The sequence below is a fragment of the Nesterenkonia marinintestina genome, from assembly GCF_025420485.1.
Lineage (GTDB): Bacteria > Actinomycetota > Actinomycetes > Actinomycetales > Micrococcaceae > Nesterenkonia > Nesterenkonia marinintestina.
This window is the reverse complement of the sequence record NZ_JAOEFD010000008.1, coordinates 43,601-64,791: the sequence shown is the minus strand read 5'-3', so window position 1 is coordinate 64,791 and position 21,191 is coordinate 43,601. Positions and strand designations below refer to the sequence as shown.

The 21,191-nt window shown below is 69.8% G+C and carries 17 protein-coding genes; 2 read left to right on the top strand and 15 right to left on the bottom strand.

The annotated features are described in order from the left end of the window. Positions 1-10 precede the first annotated feature (10 nt). The 4 genes from N7E59_RS07930 to glyA are packed head-to-tail and all read right to left on the bottom strand — an operon-like array spanning position 11 to position 4,491. A complete protein-coding gene (locus N7E59_RS07930) occupies positions 11-1,357 on the bottom strand; it encodes an acyltransferase (protein ID WP_261624388.1) in 1,347 nt (448 codons plus the stop codon). Positions 1,358-1,403: 46 nt separating this feature from the next. Beyond that, positions 1,404-2,294, bottom strand: coding sequence for an SH3 domain-containing protein (locus N7E59_RS07925; protein WP_261624387.1), 891 nt, complete (start codon positions 2,292-2,294; stop codon positions 1,404-1,406). Between the two features lie 20 nt (positions 2,295-2,314). Further along, a complete protein-coding gene (locus N7E59_RS07920; RefSeq protein WP_261624386.1) occupies positions 2,315-3,208 on the bottom strand; it encodes a bifunctional methylenetetrahydrofolate dehydrogenase/methenyltetrahydrofolate cyclohydrolase in 894 nt (297 codons plus the stop codon). Then, positions 3,208-4,491, bottom strand: coding sequence for a serine hydroxymethyltransferase (gene glyA / locus N7E59_RS07915; RefSeq protein WP_261624385.1), 1,284 nt, complete (start codon positions 4,489-4,491; stop codon positions 3,208-3,210). Before glyA ends, N7E59_RS07920 begins: the two co-directional genes overlap by 1 nt. Before the next feature lie 236 nt (positions 4,492-4,727). Between glyA and N7E59_RS07910 the strand changes: the two genes are divergently transcribed. Then, positions 4,728-5,183, top strand: coding sequence for a Fur family transcriptional regulator (locus N7E59_RS07910; RefSeq protein ID WP_315943003.1), 456 nt, complete (start codon positions 4,728-4,730; stop codon positions 5,181-5,183). Positions 5,184-5,243: 60 nt separating this feature from the next. Beyond that, the gene (locus N7E59_RS07905) at positions 5,244-6,710 is read left to right on the top strand and encodes a catalase (protein WP_261624384.1); all 1,467 of its coding nucleotides are present in this window, start codon (positions 5,244-5,246) and stop codon (positions 6,708-6,710) included. Positions 6,711-7,035: 325 nt separating this feature from the next. Here N7E59_RS07905 and N7E59_RS07900 read toward each other — a convergent pair whose 3' ends face one another. The 11 genes from N7E59_RS07900 to purH all read right to left on the bottom strand — a co-directional run bounded on the left by N7E59_RS07900 (position 7,036) and on the right by purH (position 21,100). Next, positions 7,036-7,296, bottom strand: coding sequence for a hypothetical protein (locus N7E59_RS07900; RefSeq protein WP_261624383.1), 261 nt, complete (start codon positions 7,294-7,296; stop codon positions 7,036-7,038). 265 nt (positions 7,297-7,561) lie between these two features. Further along, entirely contained in the window at positions 7,562-10,231 is a 2,670-nt protein-coding gene (locus N7E59_RS07895) for an MMPL family transporter (protein ID WP_261624382.1), read from the bottom strand. 98 nt (positions 10,232-10,329) lie between these two features. Then, positions 10,330-11,274, bottom strand: a complete 945-nt coding sequence (locus N7E59_RS07890; protein ID WP_261624381.1) for a hypothetical protein — start codon at positions 11,272-11,274, stop codon at positions 10,330-10,332. Between the two features lie 79 nt (positions 11,275-11,353). Further along, positions 11,354-12,154, bottom strand: a complete 801-nt coding sequence (locus N7E59_RS07885; RefSeq protein WP_261624380.1) for a hypothetical protein — start codon at positions 12,152-12,154, stop codon at positions 11,354-11,356. A gap of 58 nt (positions 12,155-12,212) precedes the next feature. After that, positions 12,213-13,229: a hypothetical protein gene (locus N7E59_RS07880; protein ID WP_261624379.1), complete on the bottom strand. Its 1,017-nt coding sequence runs from the start codon at positions 13,227-13,229 to the stop codon at positions 12,213-12,215. Positions 13,230-13,276: 47 nt separating this feature from the next. After that, positions 13,277-14,170 (bottom strand): hypothetical protein, encoded by an 894-nt coding sequence (locus N7E59_RS07875; protein WP_261624378.1) that lies wholly within the window; start codon positions 14,168-14,170, stop codon positions 13,277-13,279. A gap of 20 nt (positions 14,171-14,190) precedes the next feature. Next, complete coding sequence (locus N7E59_RS07870) at positions 14,191-14,724, bottom strand: gamma carbonic anhydrase family protein (RefSeq protein ID WP_261624377.1); 534 nt, start codon at positions 14,722-14,724, stop codon at positions 14,191-14,193. Positions 14,725-14,752: 28 nt separating this feature from the next. Next, entirely contained in the window at positions 14,753-15,670 is a 918-nt protein-coding gene (locus N7E59_RS07865) for an NAD(P)-dependent oxidoreductase (RefSeq protein ID WP_261624376.1), read from the bottom strand. A gap of 138 nt (positions 15,671-15,808) precedes the next feature. Beyond that, positions 15,809-18,031, bottom strand: coding sequence for an NADP-dependent isocitrate dehydrogenase (locus N7E59_RS07860; protein WP_261624437.1), 2,223 nt, complete (start codon positions 18,029-18,031; stop codon positions 15,809-15,811). A 93-nt stretch (positions 18,032-18,124) separates the two neighbouring features. Then, positions 18,125-19,459: a magnesium transporter gene (gene mgtE / locus N7E59_RS07855; RefSeq protein ID WP_261624375.1), complete on the bottom strand. Its 1,335-nt coding sequence runs from the start codon at positions 19,457-19,459 to the stop codon at positions 18,125-18,127. Between the two features lie 51 nt (positions 19,460-19,510). After that, a complete protein-coding gene (gene purH, locus N7E59_RS07850) occupies positions 19,511-21,100 on the bottom strand; it encodes a bifunctional phosphoribosylaminoimidazolecarboxamide formyltransferase/IMP cyclohydrolase (protein WP_390905031.1) in 1,590 nt (529 codons plus the stop codon). Positions 21,101-21,191: the final 91 nt, after the last annotated feature.

The window sequence follows — 21,191 nt, the reverse complement described above, 5'->3', positions numbered from 1 at the left end:
GAACCGCCGCTCAACGGACGCGACGACGGCCGCGGACCCGGGGAGCGGCCGCCAGCACCACGCCCACGACCATCAGCACGGCACCGATCCAGACGGTCACGCTGGTCAGCCCCAGGTGCGTGACCACCAGGTTCGGAGCCACCGCCACGTAGAGCGCGGCCCACCCCAGCAGAGGTCCCGCCCGACCGAGGCGGCCCACGGGTCGGACACGCTCCAAGGCTCCCAGCGGCCACGTGAGGCCGAGGGTGAGCCCCACCGCCAGCAGGTACAGAGGGATCCGCGTCCACCACCATGTCGGCTCGCCCGGCTCCGGGGCGACTCCGGAGAGCCAGAGAAGCCCGTTGAGCAGGATGATGACCGTCATATGCCACAGGTACAGATGCATCGCCCGTGAGGCGACGAGGGCCATCACTCCCTGGATGGGCCGTACCACGGCGGCGGCGCCCAGGACGGGACGCAGCAGCTGGAAGAGCGCGAGGTGTGTGAGCCCGATCGTCAGCAGCGGCAGCGTCGGAGGGTTCAGGTTCATCAGCATGTCCGTCGGATACGGGGCCCATGTGGCGAGTGCCGCCGTCGCCGCGAAGGAGCATAACGCCGTCACCGCCCAGGCCCAGGCCCGCACCCCGGAGAGGGACCCGTGGGCCAGCAGCATGCCGATCAGCTGCAGCAGCGGCCACAGCAGCCACATGTTCAGCAGACCGAGGGCGTCCGCGGGGGTCCCCGTCGTCCCGACGACGCCGACGGCCCCACCCTCCAGGCCCTCACGTGCGAGCAGCATCAGACGCACCGCATCGATGCATACGATTCCCGCGACCGTGGCCGCGGCCACAGCGCACAGCCTCCTCGGACCTCCGGAGACCACCAGCCGGTGCTGGGCACGGACGAACCCCTGACATATCAGGAATGCGGCCATGAACCAGAGCGGGTCCCCGGCCCCCTCCAACGCAGAGTCCAGCATCTCCGGAGGCGACCCGGCCAGCAGGAGGATCAGCGCGACGACGGCCACGACCGAGTAGAACACCGCCGCCGGAAGGCCGAGCCGCAGGGTCCGACGACGCAGATGCTCGCCGAAGGACCCCTCGTCCGACTCCCCGGACCTGCGATCGGTGTCCTCCCCGGAGCGCCGGCTCATGGCCATATAGGCGCCGAATCCGCCGAGCAGGAAGAACAGGGGCATGACCTGTCCGAGCCAGGTCCCCACGGCGAAGAACCAGAGGCCGGTCAGCGGGTTCGAAAGCTCCAGCTCGCCTCCCTGTCCGCCGATGCCCACCATGGCGGTGTGGATCGCCACCACCGCGAGCAGGCACAGGACCCGGACGAGGTCGACGGAGAGGTCACGGTTCGGCACAACAGTCATCCCTGCGCCCGGAGCATCCGGGTCGGCGGCGACGGCGAACCGCGACTCACAGGCAGCCTCCGTCCGAGGCCCCGCGCAGACAGATCGGGGTCCGCTCGACGTCGGTGATCCCGTAGGTGTCGTCCTCCCGCTCCAGCCGCACCGAGAGCCGGTCCCCGAGCACGGCGTCGTCGCCGGGGGTGGTGAGGTCGACGGTCCACTCCTGCTCCCGGGCTTCGAGTCCGTCCTCAGGCGGAGCCCCGGTGAGGTCCGAGTAGGCGTAGCGGGTCTCGTCACGAGCCGCGGCGGCGGCACGGGAGGTCACCATGTCGACTGCGGCGCGCGGAACCGACGCCGGGCCCAGATCGGAGTAGTCCTCCGTGACGTCCTCGGCCTCACCCAGGTAGCCCAGGTAGTAGGTGTTGACCCAGCCGACGCCCTCGTCGAGGGCGATCTCCGCCCAGGAGTTCGATCCGAGCAGGCGCTCCCGCCCGGCCAGCTCCACCTCACCGTCCGGTCGCAGGGTGGTGATCGGATCCTCCGTCGCCCCGGGCAGACTCCGCACGTTGAGCTGGTCCTCGTGCCCGACGCGGATGACCTGCGCCTCGGCGCCGGTGCGTGAGAAGTACGTGAGCACGGACTGCCCCGGCAGATCGGAGTCCTCGGCCGGCTCCACACCCTCGGGCTGCGACGGGGAGGCCTCCGTCGGCGACGGGTCGGCCGTGTCCGCCTCGTCCACTCCGCCGTCGTCGTCGGCATCCGCTCCGGCCTCCGGCTCCCCGTCGCCCTCGTCGTCGGGGGCCGGTCCCTCGGCCGTCGGATCCGTTGCAGGAGGATCGGTGGGCGGGGCGGTCGCCTCCTCGTCGGCGGACTCCCCGTCGGAGGGCCCGCCGCAGGCGGTCAGCACCAGCAGGGCACCGGTCAGCGTCAGCGCCGCGGCTCGGGCCCGATCACCCATGCACCGTTCCCTCCCCCGGATCAGTCGACCTGTCTCTCTGCGGTCTCCACCACGTTGGCCAGCAGCTCGGCACGGGTCATGGGGCCCACTCCCCCCGGGTTCGGCGAGTACCAGGCGGCCACATCCTCCACACCGGGGGCGACGTCGCCGTAGATCCGCGCCTTCCCGGTCTCCTCATCGACCTCTCGGGTGACTCCGACGTCGAGCACGATCACCCCGGGCTTCAGATCGGCCGGGTCGATCATGTGCTTCACTCCGGCCGCGGCGACGACGACGTCGGCCCGGCTCAGGTGCTCGGGAAGGTCCCGGGTCCCGGTGTGGCACAGGGTGACCGTGGCGTTGACCACCCTGCGGGTGAGCAGCAGCCCGATGGGACGGCCGATGGTCACGCCCCGACCCACCACGACGACGTGCCGTCCGGCGAGATCGATGCCGTAGTGCTCGAGCAGGTCCACGCAGCCCTTCGGCGTGCACGGCAGCGGGCTCTCCAGCTCTCCGGCTACCGTGGCCACCAGGCGGCCCAGATTCGTCGGATGCAGCCCGTCGGCGTCCTTCTCCGGGTCGACGGCCTCCAGGACCTTCTGGGTGTCGAGGTGGCCGGGCAGCGGCAGCTGCACGATGTAGCCGGTGCAGGCGGGATCGGCGTTCAGCTCCTCGAGGTGCTCGAGGAGCTCCGACTCCGAGACGTCGGCCGGCAGCTGCACCTGGATCGACTCGATGCCGATCTCCGCACAGTCGCGGTGCTTGCCGGCCACGTAGGTCTGGGAACCCGGGTCCTCACCGACCAGCACGGTGCCCAGGCCTGGGGTGATGCCCCTGGCCTTCAGCGCACCCACACGGTCCGCGAGTCCCCGCTTCAGCTCCTTCGCCGTGGCCCGGCCGTCGAGTATCTGCGCCGTCTGCGAGCGGGGCATCACCACTCCTCGAGGCCCTCGTACAGAGGGAAGCCGGCGGTCAGCGCGTCCACGCGGGAACGCAGGGCCGCCAGGTCGGCACCCGGCTTGAGCACCTCGGCGATGACGTCGGCGACCTCGCCGAACTCCTGTGCCCCGAATCCGCGGGACGCCAGTGCGGAGGTGCCGATCCGCAGGCCGGAGGTGACCATGGGCGGGCGCGGGTCGTCGGGCACGGCGTTGCGGTTGACGGTGATGCCGACCTCGTGGAGCAGGTCCTCGGCCTGCTGGCCGTCGAGCTCGGAGTCCCGCAGGTCCACCAGCACCAGGTGCACGTCGGTCCCTCCGGTGAGCACGCTGACGCCGTGGGCCGTGACGTCCTCGGCGACGAGACGCTCGGCCAGGATCTGCGCGCCCTCGACGGTCCGGCGCTGCTTCTCCCGGAACTCCTCTCCTGCGGCGATCTTGAACGCGATGGCCTTGGCCGCGATGACGTGCATCAGCGGACCGCCCTGCTGGCCGGGGAACACCGCGGAGTTCAGCTTCTTCGCGTGCTCCTGCTTGGCCAGGATGAGGCCGGAGCGCGGACCGGCGAGGGTCTTGTGCACCGTGGAGGTGACCACATCGGCGTAGGGGACCGGCGACGGGTGCAGGCCGGCGGCGACCAGGCCGGCGAAGTGGGCCATGTCCACCCAGAGGATCGCGCCGACCTCGTCGGCGATCTCGCGGAACGCGGCGAAGTCGAGCTGCCGGGAGTAGGCCGACCACCCGGCGACGATCATGTCGGGCCGCTCGGCGAGCGCCTGGCGGCGCACAGCCTCCATGTCCACCTGTCCGGTCCGGGTGTCCACCTCGTAGGCCACGATCTCGTAGAACTTCCCGGAGTGGTTCAGACGCATCCCATGGGTCAGGTGCCCGCCGTGGGCCAGAGACAGGCCCATGAGCTTGTCGCCGGGCTTGAGGAAGGCGGTCATCACCGTCACGTTCGCCTGGGCGCCGGAGTGCGGCTGGACGTTGGCGAACTCGGCGCCGAAGAGCTCCTTGGCCCGGTCGATCGCCAGGGTCTCGGCGACGTCGACGAACTCACATCCCCCGTAGTAGCGCCGCCCCGGGTAGCCCTCCGCGTACTTGTTGGTGAGCACGGAGCCCTGAGCCTCGAGGATCGCCCGCGGCACGAAGTTCTCGGAGGCGATCATCTCCAGGGTGCCGCGCTGGCGCCCGACCTCGTCGGTGATCGCCTGAGCGATCTCCGGGTCGACCTCCGCCAACGGCGCGGTGTGCAGGTTCTTCGGTGCTTCACTCATGCTCAGCGGTCTCCTCGCAGGATCTGAGGTCCGGAATCGGGTGTCCCGGAGACGGCGGCGCGTCGTCCGTTCAGGAGTCTACCGCCGCGCACCGACACGATCCCCGCGAGCACGCGCGCATGTCCCGGCGCAGGTCGGGGCCGGTCGGGGCCGGTCGGGGCGGCGTCGTCGTCCCGCCATCACCTCGTCATCCGCCGTTATTGTGAGTGGCTCATATCTGAGGCAGACTGGTCCCCGTGAGCACCGCAGCATCGACGACGCCGGAGGCGACCGACTGGTCGACCCTGCTCCGCGGACGCGGCCTGCGCGTGACCCGGCAGCGCTTGGCGATCCTCGACGCCGTCGCCGCGCGCCCCCACCAGCCCGCCGAGGCGATCCACACCGCCGTGAGCACACGGCTCCCGAAGATCACCGTGCAGTCGGTCTACACCGTGCTCCACGACCTCACCGCCCACCAGCTGCTGCGCCGCTTCGACCCGCCCGGCTCCCCCGCCCGCTACGAGACGCGGGCCGAGGACAACCACCACCACGCCATCTGCACCCGCTGCGGGCGGATCGAGGACGTCGAGTGCGTCCACGGCGCCGCCCCGTGCCTGCAGACTCCTCCGGACCTGGCGATGTCGGTGGAGGTCGCCGACGTCGTCTTCCGAGGAGTCTGCTCCGACTGCTCGGACGAGGCCCGACGCGACTGACCCCGCGGCCCCGAGCCGCGCGGAAGACCACCCGAGAGAACCGAACGAAAGGTATCAGTCATGAGCGCTGAGAACACCCCGCACGCGACCGGGTCCACGACTCAGGCCGGGATCCCCGCCGAGAGCGACCGCAACTCGCTCTCCGTCGGCAGCGACGGCCCGCTGCTGCTGCACGACCACCACCTGGTCGAGACCCTGGCGCACTTCAACCGCATGAACGTCCCCGAGCGCCGTCCGCACGCCAAGGGCGCCGGCGCCTTCGGCACCTTCGAGGTCACCGAGGACGTCTCGCAGTACACCAAGGCGGACATGTTCCAGCCCGGCAAGACCACCGAGACGCTGCTGCGCTTCTCCACCGTCGCCGGCGAGCTGGGCTCCCCCGACACCTGGCGCGACGTGCGCGGCTTCGCACTGAAGTTCTACACCGAAGAGGGGAACCACGACGTCGTGGGCAACAACACCCCGGTGTTCTTCGTGCGCGACCCCATGAAGTTCCCGCACTTCATCCGCTCGCAGAAGCGCCTGCCGACCAGCGGCCTGCGCGACAACCACATGCAGTGGGACTTCTGGACGCAGAACCCGGAGTCGGCCCACCAGGTGACCTACCTGATGGGTGACCGCGGCCTGCCGTCCTCCTGGCGCCGGATGAACGGCTACGGCTCGCACACCTACCAGTGGAACAACGCCGACGGCGAGCGGTTCTGGGTGAAGTACCACTTCATCAACGATGCCGGCTTCGACACCATGACCAACGAGGAGGCCGAGAAGCTGGCCGGCGCCGACGCCGACTACCACCGGCGCGACCTCTATGACGCCATCGAGCGCGGCGAGCACCCCACCTGGACGCTCTACGTGCAGGTCATGCCGTACGAGGATGCCAAGACCTACCGCCTGAACCCGTTCGACCTGACCAAGATCTGGCCGCAGGCGGACTACCCGCGCATCAAGGTCGGCACGCTGACCCTGAACCGGAACCCGCAGAACTTCTTCGGCGAGATCGAGCAGGCCGCCTTCTCGCCGGCGAACATGGTGCCGGGCACAGGCAACTCCCCGGACAAGATGCTGCTGGGGCGCAACTTCGCCTACGCCGACGCCCACCGCTACCGCATCGGCACCAACTTCCAGCAGCTGCCGGTCAACCGCCCGAAGAACGAAGTCTACTCGTACAACTTCGAGGGCAACATGTGGTACGACCACACCGGCGACCGCCCGGTCTACGCCCCGAACACCGTCGAGGGCGCGAGCTGGTCGGATGAGACCGGTCCGGTGGACAACGGCTGGGAGACCGACGGGCAGCTGGTGCGCGAGGCATACACCCTGCGCGCCGACGACGACGACTTCGGCCAGCCCGGCATCCTGGTGCGCGAGGTCTTCGACGACGCCCAGCGCGACCGTCTGGTGGAGACCGTCTCCGGCGCACTCTCCGACGGTGTGCGCGAGCCGGTGCTCTCCAACGCGATCCAGTACTGGAAGAACGTGGACGCCACGATCGGCCAGCGGATCGAGGACGCCGTCAAGAACGGCTGATCTCCGCATACGGACGACGGCGGCCCCGTCCCCTCCGGCCCAGAGCCGGCGGCGGGACGGGGCCGTCGTCGTGCGCGCACACCTCTCCCGCCCGTCCCCACCCCTTCCCTCCATCGATGGAGTGAACCTCGCGGCGCACCACGGCGAGTCGCCGCACGATCTGCTCCCTCGACGGGTGGGGGCGGATGGAGCAGCCGGAGCTCTCTCAGACGGCGGGTGATGCTGGTGCGGGCAGCAGACAGGCGAGCGGCCCGCCCCCGACTCTCGGTCGGGTGCGGGCCGCTCTGATCACATGCTGAGAGGACTCAGCGACGGGGGAAGGGGCTCAGCCCTCCTCCTCCTCGTCGTCCTCCTCCATCATGTCATCCTCTTCGTCGTCCTCAGCGGCGTCGTCCTCCGCGGCGTCATCCTCAGCCGCGTCGTCGCCGTTCTCCTCCTCGGCGCCGTTCTCTTCCTCGACGGCGTCGTCTTCCATCGGCTCCTCGGCCTCGTCACATGCGGTGGCACCGAACAGTGCCAGGCCACCGATGCTCAGCACGGCTGCGAGGGAACGGAACTTGCTGTTCTGGTTCGTGGTAGTGGCCATGGGGATCGATACCTCCATCACTATCGCTTATACAGACTCCTCAGAACTCCTCTTCCGAGGAGCGTTCTTCCGCGGGACGCCGGGGCTTCTCCCGTACGCCTTATCCCCCACACCATCAGATGAGGAGGCAGAACAAAAGCTGAGACGGTGGTCTCATCCTGAACTTTTACCCAAATTTCAGCTTGCCGTAAGGTAATCGCGCCCTGAACAGCTTCCCTGAGCACGACCTGAACAGCCCTCCGTGCAGATCCTACATCGTCCCTGGTCAGGCCGATGTCTCGGGAACCCGCTCGCGGATCCGGCGAGCGCCCTCCGGCCCGTCGGACTCAGTGTCCGCCGCATCATCCAGTGCGCGACCCTCGACGTCGACGTCGGGGATGATCCGATCGAGCCAGCGCGGCAGGTACCACGCCCGGTCGCCCAACAGTCCCGTCACGGCAGGAATCAGCGTGGCACGCACCAGGAATGCCTCGATCAGCACCCCGACCGCGAGTCCGAAGCCGACGGGGCGGATCATCGCAAGGTCCGCGAAGACGAACCCGGCGAACACCGAGATCATGATGATTCCGCAGGCCACGACGACCGGCCCACCCTGGGCGATGCCGCTGAGGATCGACGTCCGGGCGCTGCGGCCCCGACTGTAGGCCTCCCTCACCCCGGACATGATGAACAGCTGATAGTCCACGGCCAGGCCGAAGAGCACGCCGCAGATCAGGATCGGGAGGAACGCGAGGACCGGCCCCGGCTCCGTGACCCCGAAGAAGTCCTGCAGCCAGCCCCACTGGAAGACCATGACCACCGCGCCCAGAGTGCCCAGCAGCGAGAACACGTACCCGGCGGCGGCCAGCGCGGGCGCCACCAGCGAGCGGAAGACCGCCATGAGGATCACCAGGCACAGCAGCACGACGATCCCCACGTAGAGCGGGATGGAGCCCTGCAGCCGGTCGGCGACCTCGATGTTGGCCACCGTCTGACCGGTCAGGCCCACAGACTCCAGGCCATGCTCATCGGCCAGGGCCCCGCGCTCGTCGAGGAGCCGATCCACCAGATCGGCCGTGGCGATGGCCTCCGGCCCGTGCTCCGGCACGATCTGGATCAGGCGCATCTCGCCGGCCTCGTCGGAGGCCGCGGGGACGGCTCGCGCGACGCTCTCCCGAGCATCCAGGTCCTCCGCGACGTCCAGTGCCCGCTCACGCTGCTCGACGTCGTCGAGCCCCTCGGGCAGGGTGATCAGGGCCAGCAGCGGACCGTTCTCACCGGCTCCGAAGGACTCCCGCACTTCGTCGTAGGCCACCTGTGCCGTGGTCCCCTCCGGCTCCGAGCCGCCGTCGGGCAGTCCCAGCCGCAGATCGGCCGCGGGCACGGCCAGAGCACCGACCAGCACCAGCGGCACCAGGATCGCCGCCCACGGGTGGCGGGTCACCACACGGCCCCACCCCCGGTCCATGATCCGCTCCTGGGCGGACTCGGAGAGCCGGCTGCGCTCGGCGGCGGTGAGGCGGTTCTGCTCGGGAGTCGGCAGCGGTGATCCGACGTCCTCAGCCATGAGGCTGCCGGGACGCCGTCGGCGCGGCAGCAGGCGCAGACCGAGCAGCGCGGCCAGGGCGGGACCCAGGGTGAGGACTGCGGCCACCACCACGGTCACGGCCAGCGAGGCGGCCAGCCCCATCACGGTGAGGAACGGGATCCCGGTGACGGCGAGCGCGCCCAGGGCGATCACATTGGTCACCCCGGCGAAGAAGATCGCCGATCCGGCGGTTCCCGCGGCCAGCCGGATCGAGTCGGGGACGTCCATGCCCTGCAGCAGATTCTGTCGATGCCGGTAGAGCAGCAGCAGCGTGTAGTCGATGCCGAGGCTCAGACCCAGCATCAGGGCGAGGACGGGGTCCGTCTCGGTGAGGTCCACCACGGCGGAGAGGGCGAAGATCAGCGCCACCGAGATCCCCACTCCGAGCATCGCCAGGAGCACCGGCAGCCCGGCGGCGACGACGGTGCCCAGAGTGATCAGCAGCACCAGACCGGCGAAGGCGATGCCGAGCGCCTCACTGGTCCCGAGGATCCCGGAGACGTCCTGGACGAGTTCGAGGCTGAAGTCGGCGTCGACGCCGTCGGGCAGCCCGTCCTCCACCGCGTCGATGACCCGCTGCTGCTGGTCCGCATCGATGGTGAAGGCGTCGTCGACCAGCTGGACGTTCATCATCGCCGCGGTGCCGTCCTCGGAGACGGTGCGGGCCCCGTCGCCGAGTTCGGTCTCCCGTTCGGCGAGGTCGGTCTCCTCCACGCCGTCGGCGTGTTCGGCCCAGCCGTCGTCGAGCTCCTCCTGCTGCTCGTCCAGCTCCTCGCGCTGTTCGTCGAGCTGGTCCTGCCCGGCGTCGATCTCCTCCTGGGCGGAGACGACCTGGGGCGCATCGTCGCCGATCTGCTCGGCGAGCTGATCCACCTCCTGCTGCTGAGCGTCGAGGTCGTCCTGGGCCTCCTCGAGCTCCTCGCGACCGGCGTCGAGCTGTTCCTGCCCGTCCTCCAGCTCGGCCGCGGAGTTCTCCAACTCCTCACGAGCCTCGGAGATCTCCTCCTCGGCGGAGTCGATGTCCTCCTGCTGGACGAAGGGATCCTCAGCGCTGCGGACCTCGTCGAGGGTCTCCAGCTCATCGGTCAGGGCGGAGACGCCCTCCCGCTGCTCGGAGGTGAAGCTCTCATCGTCCTCGGAGGTCAGCACGACCAGCGCGCCTGCGCCGTCGAACTCTTCGATGCCCTCACCGAGGCGATCCATGACCTGTTCGTACTCGGCCTCGGGGATCTCGTAGCCGGCGTCCGGCTCCTCCGAGAACAGCGCCGCGGCGGAGACGGCACCGATGAGGAGTACGAGCCAGAGGGCGACGACGGTCTTGGCGCGCCGGGCGCAGAGCGCGCCGAGGCGGGCGAGCCATCGGGACATGCGGCTACCTCGCGGGGACGACGGTGGGACGATCTCCCCAGCCTACCGAGACGCGACGTCCCGGATCGCCCGACGACGTCCGACGCCCCGGTGCGCCGTCATCGGGAGTAGATCTCGACGGCCTCGTCCAGCGTGAGGATGTCGGACTCGTCGACCTCATCCGGGATCTCCGCGGAGTCCCAGTCGCTGAGGGTGCCTTCGGCGGTCCCGTCGTCGAGCGCGACCGTGAACTCCAGCAGCACCGGCTCGTCCTCGTCGGCCCGGACCACCAGCTCATCGGTGCCGTCGGAGTAGACCCAGACTGCCTCGCCGTCGCGCTCGTCGGCCTCTCCCTCGAGCCCGGAGCCCACACTGGTCGTCAGCGAGCGCACATCGGTCAGGAACATGTCGATGCTGATCTCGGCGTGCACCACTTCGGAGTAGTCGACGTACCGGCCGGCCAGGTCGTCGGCGAACTGGTCGGGATCGACTCCCTGCGCCCGCAGGCCCTCGGCCGAGGCTTCGAGGTCGTCCTCACCGGAGACCAGCAGGTGGTCGTCCTGCAGCAGATAGGTGGTCTCGCTGGAGCCGGCCTTCTCCTCGAACACGGCCCGACCGTCGAGGGCGCCGACGATCCGCTGGCTGATGTCATCACCGGGGTCGATGTCCAGGTCCTGCCGGAACTCCTCATCGGAGTGCTGCTCGCCGCTGAAGGGCAGCGTCATGTCGATGTCGACGCTCTCGGCGGACTCCATCGTCGTCCACATGTCGGCGCTGACCTCGTACCATTCGGGCACCTCGCCGTCCGCGCCGCCGCCGTCGGCCTCGGCGGTATCGGTCTCCGTCGGCTCGTCCTCCGTCGGCTCGTCCTCCGTCGGCTCGTCCTCCGCAGGCTCGTCCTCGGAGTCCTCCGTCGTCGCGTCCTGGTCGGGCTCGACGGCTTCGTCCTCCTCCGAGTCCGAACCGCCCCCGTCCAGGTCCACGCACCCGGTCAGGGCCAGGGCGACGACTCCGGCGACTCCGGCCGCCCTCACCGCCCGGCCACCGCTGCGACATCCGTCCATCACTCGCTCCCCCGCATCCGTTCCTCGTCCGACATCCCCCGACGGAGGCCCGTCTCGGCCACCGTACGCCCACCGGTGCTCACATGCTCATGTGCTCGATCAGCAGCTGCTCCAGGTCCGACTGGTCGATGGTGTCCGAGGGGGCCTCGGGCAGCTCGGTGTCGTTCCAGTCCGAGAAGTTCGCCGAGGAACCGTCATAGGTCACCGAGAGCATGTACGGCTCCTCCTCGTCGGCCGCGACGACGATCTCGACCTCGTCGTCGCCCTCCTCACCGTTGCTGTAGACATGAGCCTCGACTCCGTCACGGTCCTCGTTGGTGCCCTCCAGGTCATCGGTGCGGTCCTCCAGGTCCGAGCGGATCTCCTCGAAGGAGTCGCGGATCTCGAACGGCTCGCCGGAGGACGGCGCCTCGAACCATCTGCCGTCCAGCTCTGAGGCCAGCGCCTCCGTGTCGAACTCCATACCGGCCATGTCCTGGGTGCCGGTCTCCATGGCGTCGGTGATGATCGTGGCTTCGGTGTAGGCGGTCTCGTCCACCTGGACGGCGTCGATCTCCATGGAGTCGCCCATGGTGATGGTCATCGCGACGGCGGAGCCGTCCACGGCCCCCCGGATATCGGCGGTGACCTCGTCGCCCTCCTCGAGGCCCAGGTCTCCCAGGGCGGCTTCGGCGTCGGATTCGTCCAGTGCGCTCTCACCGATGAGTCCCCCGCCGTCGAGGGTCACCGACTCGGCCTCGTCCATGGCCGACCACATGTCCTCCTCGATCTCGGAGAACTCCGGGGTGCTCTCGCCGCAGGCGGTGAGGGCGAGCGCGGCGACGCCGAGCAGACCGACCCCCTTGGCGATGCCGGTGATGCTGATGTGCTGAGCTTCCATATTCCTGTCGTCCTCTCGATGTGAGTCCTGCGACGGATGCCGCTGCGCCAGCATCATCTCAGGGTTCGGCCGTTTCACGCGGCAGCGGCGCACTGTCGATCAGTGCCTGGGTGACTTCGTCCATGGTCAGGGAGTCCTCAGGGGCTTCGACCGGCTCGGTCTCGTCCCAGTCGGTGAGGGTGAGGCTCGTGTCTCCGTCGTCGACGCCCACAAGATGCGGCTCGTCGTCGGCCGAGACCACGTAGGTGGTTCCGCCGTCGGCCGAGGTGTACACCCAGACCTCCTCACCGTCCTGCTGTTCGGCCTCACCGGTGATGTCCTCCACGTCCTCGAAGAGGGTGTCCCGCCACTGCTCCAGCAGGCTCTGGGGCGAGAGCGAGGCCATCTCCTCGGCCGAGCCGAGGTCGATCCACCGGCCGGCCAGGACCTCGTCGATGACGCTCTGGTCGACGAACTCGGCGTTCTCGTGGCTCGAGCTCAGGGCGGTGATGTGGGCGAAGTCCTCGCCCTTGAGATAGGTGCGGCCGCCGACGGTGATCACCGTCAGATCGAGGTCCTCGCCGATGCGGATGTGGGACTCCGAAGCGCTGCCGTCCAGGGTGCCGGCCACGGAGAGCTCAGCGGGGGTGTCCTCGTCGACGTCCTCGACCACCTCGGCGAAGTAGTCGTCGAGCTGCGAGTCCCCCAGCGGGCTGGTCCCGGAGATAGTCACCGACTCGGCCTCGAGCATGGTCTCCCAGAGGTGGTCCTCGATCTCGGCGAGCTCAGGGGCCTCCCCCTCGGCCAGCCCGGCGGTGAGGTCCTCGGACGCCTCGGAACCGTCGACTGCGCCCTCGGCGTCGTCCGCGTCGTCGCCACCCGACTCCCCGTCGTCGTCGGCCTCTTCGGCGGCGTCATCCGCAGCGGTGGGCGACTGCGTGCCGTCGTCGGGATCTGAGCCGGACTCCTCCTCCGGATCGAAGAGGCCGCAGCCGCTGAGCAGCAGGGCTGCGAGCCCCAGGCAGAGGGCGCCGCGCCGCACGAACGGTCCGAGGGCACACGTCCGCTGCCCCGACCGGTGTCTCACATCGCTCATCGTCGCTCCTCCCCGACCCGTGTGGGGTGGTGGGCACCTCCCACGATTCAGCGTCCCGCCGGGACAGACTCTTCGTCGCCCCACGGATCGCCGCCCCCATCGCCGAAACCGTCCCCGAAGCTGTCGCCGGCGCCGCGCATCAGGATCTCCTCCAGCTCCCATTCGGAGACGACCTCCGACGGAGCCTCGGGGACCTCCTGCGCGTCCCACCCGGACAGTTCGAGTCGGACCTCATCATAGTCGGCTCGGCTCAGCAGCGGCTCCCCCTGCGCCGCGAAGCTGATGTCATAGCCTGTGCCGGAGTAGTCATAGACGTAGCCTCCCGCAGTCATCCGCAGCTCCCCGGGGATCTCCGAGGGGTCCTCTCCGTCGAGCTCCTCGTGGACCCCCTCGACGAGTCCCTCCAGGGAGAACCCGTCGAAGGTCGATCGGACGAAGACGTCCTGGACCCAGCGGCCGTCGAGCTCGTCCTCGATCTGACCCAGGTCGACGTCGGAGGGGTCGGTCAGCGGGTCCTCCTCCAGAGCGGACTCGACCAGCGTGAGGACTGTGGAGGGACTCATGTAGTTCGATCCGTCGACCACACGGGCCTCGACGACCTCGTCGTCGTCGACGGACACCCTCCAGTCGGAGGCCGAGGCGTCGACCGCACCGGCGACGGCGAACTCCACCGATGCGGCGTCGTCCAGCAGGGGATCCTGCCACTCCTGGAGGTCCCCGCCGCCTTCGACGACGACGTCGGCCCGGAAGGTCTCCCGGTCCGACATGGCCTCCTCCGCCTCGTCGAGCATCGTGCCCAGGTCGGGAACGTCCTCAGGACCCCAGCGCGGCGGTCCCGCGTCGCCGTAGACGGGGTCGTCCAGGGCCACGCACCCGCTGAGCACGGCCGGAGCGAGGAGCACCGCACCCGCCGCGGCGCCGCCGCGGCCGAGCTCCGGCATGCCCCTCATCGTCCCCACGGTCAGCCCTGGTGCGCGTCACGGTGGGCGTCACGGTGGGCGTCGCGGAGTCCGTGGTAGATCTCGGCGTTGCGGCGCAGGCCCTCGACCTCCTCCTCGGTGAGCTCCCGGCGCACCTTGGCCGGCACGCCGGCGACCAGTGAGCGAGGGGGGATCTCAGTGCCTTCGAGCACCAGCGCCCCCGCCGCCACGAGGCTCTGCTCCCCGACGACGGCGCCGTTCATGACCGTGGCGCTCATGCCGATCAGGCAGCCGTCACCGACGGTGGCCCCGTGCACCACCGCACCGTGTCCCACCGAGACTCCGACGCCCAGGGTGCAGGGGACGCCCTCGTCGGCGTGGAGGACGACGTTGTCCTGCAGGTTGGTTCCGGCCCCGACCCGGATGGCGTCGGTGTCGCCGCGGGCCGAGACGCCGTAGAAGGCCGAGGCTCCGTCGGCGAGCTCCACGTCTCCGGAGATCGACGCCGTCGGGGCGAGGAACACCCCCTCACCGATGCGCGGCGTCCGGTCCTGGACGGTGATGATGTGTGCCACTGTGTGTCCTCTCGTCGACGGTCCGGGCTCAGTAGCCGTGGGCCGGGTCTGCGATGCCGATCGGTGTGCGCCCCTCGCGGAGAAGCCGGTGATTGGTGAGGATCCGCTCGCGCAGCAGCGGGATCACCATCGCCGAGGTGTCTGCGGTGTGGGGAGTGATCAGGCAGTTCTCCTGAGCCCACAGCGGGCTGTCCTCGGGCAGGGGCTCCGGTGTGGTGACGTCGAGCCCGGCACCGCGCAGCCGACCCGAGCGCAGGGCCTCCAGCAGCGCGTCCTGGTCGATCAGGGCTCCGCGGCCGACGTTGGCCACGACCGCGCCCTCGTTGAGCAGCCCGAGCTGTCGGGCCCCGATCATGTGCCGGGTGTCCTCGGTGACCGCGGCGGCGAGGGCGAGCACGTCGGCACCGTCGAGGACCTCGTCGAGACGGTCCCGGGTCACCGTCTCATCGGCGTCCTCCAGGGGCGCGGCGGTGCGGCGGACGACGGTGACGTGGGTGTCGAAGGCCTTGTAGAGCCGCACGATCTCGGCGGCCACCCCTCCGGCCCCGACGACGACGCAGCGCAGGCCGTTGAGCGAGATCCCGCCCTCCTCGCCCCAGCTGGTGGCCCGGGCGCGCTCCTTGAGGTGACGCAGCGCGGCCAGGGTCAGGACCAGTCCGTGCTCCCCCACCGGGGCCGCGTAGGCTCCCTTGGCGGAGGTCCAGGTGATCTGCGGGTGCTCGGCCATCGTCGCCGAGTAGGCCTCGATCCCGGCGCTGGGCAGCTGCACCCATTCGACCTGGGGGTTGCGGCGCAGGACGTCGTCGAGGTTCAGGTCGGCGAACATCTTGGTCAGCACGATGCCGGTGGGGTCCTGGTCCACTCCGACGAGCTCGGCGCCCTGGGCGAGGAGACCGTCGACGAGCCTGTCCTCCCCGTCGGGAAGCAGGTGGATGCGGTTCGTCATATCTCCTCCGTGGCGTATTCGGCGGCTCGAGCTGGCCACCATCCTACGAGACCACGCAGACCGCCGCCCCCGCCGGCGACCTCCACGAGACTGTGGACGACACCTGCGGGGGCGGCGGGGCGAGCGTGCCCTCGGGGTTCAGCGCTTGAGGTCCTCCAGGACCGCGTTGAGCGTCGCCGAGGGACGCATGACCTCGGCGGCCTTGGCGTCGTCGGGACGGTAGTAGCCGCCGATGTCGACCGACCGACCCTGCACGGCCAGCAGCTCCTCGACGATCTTCTCCTCACCGTCGGTCAGCGCCTTCGACACCGGACCGAAGACCTCGGCCAGGTCGGCGTCCTCGCTCTGCTCGGCCAGCTCCTGCGCCCAGTAGAGCGCGAGGTAGAAGTGCGAGCCGCGATTGTCGATGCTGCCCAGCTTCCGGCCCGGCGAGCGGTTCTCCATCAGGAAGGTCGCCGTCGCGCGGTCCAGGGCCGACGCCAGCACCTTCGCCCGGGGAGCCTCCGCCTGCTCGGCGTACTTCTCCAGGGAGGGGACCAGGGCGAAGAACTCCCCCAGGGAGTCCCACCGCAGGTAGTCCTCCTCCACCAGCTGCTGGACGTGCTTCGGCGCGGAGCCGCCGGCACCGGTCTCGAAGAGCCCGCCGCCGTTGATCAGCGGCACGATGGAGAGCATCTTCGCCGAGGTGCCGAGCTCCAGGATCGGGAACAGGTCGGTGAGGTAGTCGCGCAGCACGTTTCCGGTCACCGAGATGGTGTCCTCGCCGCGGCGCATCCGCTCCACAGCGTGCTTCGTCGCCTCCACCGGGGGCTTGATGAGCAGCTCCAGCCCCTCGGTGTCGTGGTCCTTCAGGTAGGTCTCGACCTTGGCGATCAGGTTGGCGTCGTGGGAGCGCTCCGAGTCCAGCCAGAAGACCGCCGGTGCGCCGGTCTCCCGGGCGCGGGAGACCGCCAGCTTGACCCAGTCGCGGATCGGCTCGTCCTTGGTCTGGCATGCGCGCCAGATGTCACCGGACTCGACCTGGTGCTCCATGAGCACCGTGCCGGAGGAGTCGACGACCTGCACGGTGCCGTCCTCGGGGATCTGGAAGGTCTTGTCGTGGGAGCCGTACTCCTCGGCCTTCTTGGCCATCAGTCCGACGTTGGGCACCGTGCCCAGGGTCGTCGGATCGTAGGCGCCGTGGGCCCGGCAGTCGTCGATGACGGCCTGGTAGACGCCGGCGTAGGAGGAGTCCGGGATGACGGCGAGCGTGTCGTCCTCCTCGTCGGAGGGACCCCAGAGCTGTCCGCCGTTTCGGATCATCGCCGGCATCGAGGCGTCGATGATCACGTCGGAGGGCACGTGCAGCCCGGTGATGCCCTTGTGGGAGTTGACCATGGACAGGCGCGGGCCGTCCTCCTGGGCACGGCGGATCTCGGCGACGATCCCGTCGTGGACCTCGTCGCCCAGCTCCTCCGCCCCCTTGAGGATCCCGGCCAGGCCGTCGTCGGCCGACAGACCGGCTTCGGCCAGCTGGTCGCCGTACTTCTCGAACAGGTTCGGGAAGTAGGCCCGCACGATGTGGCCGAAGATGATCGGGTCGGAGACCTTCATCATGGTGGCCTTCAGGTGGGCGGAGAACAGGACGTCCTCCTCCTTGGCGCGTGCGACCTGCGCGGCGAGGAACTCGTCCAGCGCCTCGGCGCTCATGAAGGTGGCGTCGAGCACCTCACCGTCCTCGAGGGCGATGGACTCCTTCAGCACGGTGGTCTCGCCGGAGGCGCCGACGAGTCGGATCGAGACCGTCTCCTCCCCCTCCATGACCACCGACTGCTCGTTCGAGGCGAAGTCGTGCTCACCCATGGTGGCGACGTCGGTGCGGGAGTCGGAGCTCCACTCCCCCATCCGGTGGGGGTTCTTGCGCACATAGGCCTTCACGGACTCCGGTGCGCGGCGGTCCGAGTTGCCCTCACGCAGGACCGGATTCACCGCCGAACCCTTGACCTTGTCGTAGCGGGCCCGGACGTCCTCCTCCTCCTCGGTGCTCGGCGACTCCGGGTAGTCCGGCAGGGCGTAGCCCTGGGACTGCAGCTCGGCGATCGCGGCCTTGAGCTGCGGGACCGAGGCCGAGATGTTCGGCAGCTTGATGATGTTGGCCTGCGGGTCCTTCGCCAGCGCGCCCAGCTCGGCCAGCGCGTCGGACTCCCGCTGCTCCTCGGTGAGGCGGTCCGGGAACTGGGAGACGATCCGCCCGGCCAGGGAGATGTCGCGGGTCTCGACCTCGACGCCGGCCGGGGCGGTGAACGCTTCGACGATCGGCTTGAACGAGTAGGTGGCCAGCATCGGGGCCTCGTCGGTGTGGGTATAGATGATCGTGGTCATCGGTGTGTGGACTCCCTCGGTCTCGGTCACGGACTTCCTTGCGTCAAATCTACCGGAGCGGTCCGGTCAGGTCAGGTGCGGGCCGGGTGCAGGTCAGATGCCGAGCACCGCGCGGGCGATCAGGAAGTACACGATCAGACCGGTGGCGTCGACGAAGGTGGCGATGAACGGGTTGGAGAACACGGCCGGGTCGACGCCGAGCTTCTTGGCCACCAGGGGCATGAGGCCGCCCACCGAGGCCGCGAGCACACAGATCGACACCAGGGTGAGGCCGATGACCGAACCCACGTCCCACCCGTAGATGATCCCGGCGAAGAGGAACCCGAGGACCCCGAGGCAGGATCCGAGGGTGATGCCGACGCGGAACTCCCGCCACAGCACCTTCACCACGTCCCGCGGGGTGACGTCGCCCAGGGCCAGCGCGCGGGTGATCGTCGTGGCCGCCTGGTTGCCGGTGTTGCCTCCGGTGCCGATGAGCAGGGGCACGAAGAGGCTCAGGACGATGACCGACTCGAGGGTCTCCTCGAAGGTGTCGAGCACCTGGACGGTCAGGGTGGCGCCGATGGCCAGGACGAAGAGCCAGACGATGCGCGAACGCATGATCGTCAGCACCGGGGTCGACAGGTACGGGCGGTGCAGCGGCTCGGCACCGCCCTGACGCGCCGCGTCCTCCGACTCCGCGCGCTCGAGGATGTCCAGGGCGTCGTCGACGGTGAAGATCCCGACGACGCGGTGCTCCTTGTCGGTGACCGGCATCGCCAGGTGCTTGCGGTCCGCGCAGAGGCGGGCCGCGTCCTCGGCGTCGTGGTCGGCGTCCACCGAGTCCGCGTCCGCGATGAGATCGATGACCTGGGCGTCGGCGGGCGCCGAGATGAGCGAGCGCAGCGAGACCACACCCTTGAGAAGCCGCTGACGGTCGACCACCGGCAGGGTGTACAGCGTCTCGGCGTCGTCGCCGGCGCGACGGATCTTCTCCATCGCCTGCTCGACCTTCCAGTGCTCGGGGATCGCCACGAACTCCGGACTCATCTGACGGCCGATGGTGCCGGAGGGGTAGCCCAGGACGATGTTGGTCAGGCTGCGCTCGCGCGGGGACAGCTCACGCATCATCTTCCGCGCGACGGAGGCCGGCATCTCGTCCATCAGACGGACACGGTCGTCGGGCTCGAGCGAGTCGAAGAAGTGCGCGACGTCGGCGTCCTTCAGGCCGTCGATGATCTCCGACTGCAGGGCCTGGTCCAGCATGTCGAACGCCTCGACGGCGACGTCCTTGGGGAGCAGGCGGAAGGTGACCGCACGGTCCTGCACGCCGAGCCGTTCGAGGAAGTCGACGACCTCCCCGACGGGCATCTCCAGCAGCTCGGCGCGCAGCTCGGCGATCTTCTCGTCGCGGATCATCTCGGCGAGCTCATCGAGCCTGACCGACATGAGGCATCACCCCGTTCACGGGTCGGAGCCGCCGAGGCGGCGCGGAAGGGATCAGTGGAAGAAGTGACGGACTCCGGTGAAGTACATGGTGAGACCGGCCTCCTCCGCCGCGGCGACGACCTCCTCGTCGCGCTGGGAGCCGCCCGGCTGGACCACGGCCCGCACACCGGCGGCGATGAGGCTCTGCAGTCCGTCGGCGAAGGGGAAGAACGCGTCCGAGGCGGCCACCGACCCCCGGGCCCGCGCCACGCCGTCGCCGAGCGTGTCCGCCCGCTCCACGGCCAGGCGGCAGGAGTCCAATCGGTTGACCTGACCCATGCCGATGCCGACGCTGGCGCCGTCGCGGGCGAGCAGGATCGCATTGGACTTCACCGCGCGCACCGCCCGCCAGGCGAAGGCGAGATCGGCGAACGTCGACTCGTCGGCGGCCGGGCCGGCCGCCAGACGCCACCGGGCCGGATCGTCACCGGCGGCGTCGAGGGCGTCGGACCCCTGCAGCAGCATCCCTCCGGAGACCTGCCGGTACTCGACCCGGTCCCGACGGTGGCCCTCCGGGAGGCGCAGGAGGCGGATGTTCTTCTTCTGCGTGAGGATCTTCAGGGCCTCGGGCTCGAAGTCGGGCGCCACGACGACCTCGGTGAAGATCTCCGCGATCGCGGTCGCGGCCTCGGCGGAGATCGCGCGGTTGGCCGCGACCACCCCGCCGAAGGCTGAGAGCGGGTCGCAGGCGTGGGCGCGGCGGTGGGCCTCGGCGACGTCTGCGCCGACGGCCACACCGCACGGGTTGGCGTGCTTGATGACGGCCACCGCCGGCTCGGCGAAGTCGAAGGCCGTGCGGACCGCGGCGTCGGCGTCGACGTAGTTGTTGTAGCTCATGGCCCTGCCGTGCAGCGTCTCGGCCTGGGCGACCCCCGGGGAGGCCTGCTGCTCGGCGTAGAGCGCCGCAGGCTGGTGGGAGTTCTCCCCGTAGCGCAGTGCGGAGACCCGCTGCAGCGCCAGGCCGGCGAACTTGGGGAACTGCACCGGACGCTCCCCGCCGCTGTGGGTGGTCTCGGGGACGGCGGCGGCGTCGAAGTCGTCGTCGAACTGCTGGGTCGTCCAGCGTGCGACCGCGGTGTCGTAGGACGCGGTGTGGGCGAAGGCCAGGGCGGCCAGCCGACGCCGGGTGCTCAGTGGGAATCCGCCGCGCCCGGCGGCGGAGACCACCTCGGCGTAGCGCAGCGGATCGACGACCACGGCCACGGCCGCGTGGTTCTTCGCCGCGGCACGCACCATGGAGGGTCCGCCGATGTCGATCTGTTCGACGATCTCGTCCTCCGAGGCGCCGGAGGCGACGGTGTCGGCGAAGGGGTAGAGGTTGCACACCACCAGGTCGAAGGGCTCGATCTCCAGCTCTTCGAGCTGGGCGGTGTGGTCCCCACGCCGTCGGTCGGCCAGTATCCCGGCGTGGATGCGCGGGTGGAGGGTCTTGACCCGCCCGTCGAGGCACTCGGCGAAGCCGGTGACCTCGGCCACCTCGGTCACCGGCAGCCCGGCCTCGGCGATGCGGCGTGCGGTCGAGCCGGTGGAGACGAGCTCGACGTCGTGCTCGTGCAGACCCCTCGCGAGGTCCTCGAGGCCCGTCTTGTCATAGACGGAGATCAGAGCGCGACGGATCGGGCGCCGCCCATGGGCGTCCTGCGTCGACGGGGCGTCGGCCGGGTTCTGAGCGGACTCGTGCTCCGAGGTCACA

Bases quoted from the DNA above. Each gene is read 5' to 3' on its own strand.
- N7E59_RS07930 (WP_261624388.1), bottom strand. From the start codon at position 1,357: ATGACTGTTGTGCCGAACCGTGACCTCTCCGTCGACCTCGTCCGGGTC.
- N7E59_RS07925 (WP_261624387.1), bottom strand. From the start codon at position 2,294: ATGGGTGATCGGGCCCGAGCCGCGGCGCTGACGCTGACCGGTGCCCTG.
- N7E59_RS07920 (WP_261624386.1), bottom strand. From the start codon at position 3,208: ATGCCCCGCTCGCAGACGGCGCAGATACTCGACGGCCGGGCCACGGCG.
- glyA (WP_261624385.1), bottom strand. From the start codon at position 4,491: ATGAGTGAAGCACCGAAGAACCTGCACACCGCGCCGTTGGCGGAGGTC.
- N7E59_RS07905 (WP_261624384.1), top strand. From the start codon at position 5,244: ATGAGCGCTGAGAACACCCCGCACGCGACCGGGTCCACGACTCAGGCC.
- N7E59_RS07900 (WP_261624383.1), bottom strand. From the start codon at position 7,296: ATGGCCACTACCACGAACCAGAACAGCAAGTTCCGTTCCCTCGCAGCC.
- N7E59_RS07895 (WP_261624382.1), bottom strand. From the start codon at position 10,231: ATGTCCCGATGGCTCGCCCGCCTCGGCGCGCTCTGCGCCCGGCGCGCC.
- N7E59_RS07890 (WP_261624381.1), bottom strand. From the start codon at position 11,274: ATGGACGGATGTCGCAGCGGTGGCCGGGCGGTGAGGGCGGCCGGAGTC.
- N7E59_RS07885 (WP_261624380.1), bottom strand. From the start codon at position 12,154: ATGGAAGCTCAGCACATCAGCATCACCGGCATCGCCAAGGGGGTCGGT.
- N7E59_RS07880 (WP_261624379.1), bottom strand. From the start codon at position 13,229: ATGAGCGATGTGAGACACCGGTCGGGGCAGCGGACGTGTGCCCTCGGA.
- N7E59_RS07875 (WP_261624378.1), bottom strand. From the start codon at position 14,170: ATGCCGGAGCTCGGCCGCGGCGGCGCCGCGGCGGGTGCGGTGCTCCTC.
- N7E59_RS07865 (WP_261624376.1), bottom strand. From the start codon at position 15,670: ATGACGAACCGCATCCACCTGCTTCCCGACGGGGAGGACAGGCTCGTC.
- N7E59_RS07860 (WP_261624437.1), bottom strand. From the start codon at position 18,031: ATGACCACGATCATCTATACCCACACCGACGAGGCCCCGATGCTGGCC.
- mgtE (WP_261624375.1), bottom strand. From the start codon at position 19,459: ATGTCGGTCAGGCTCGATGAGCTCGCCGAGATGATCCGCGACGAGAAG.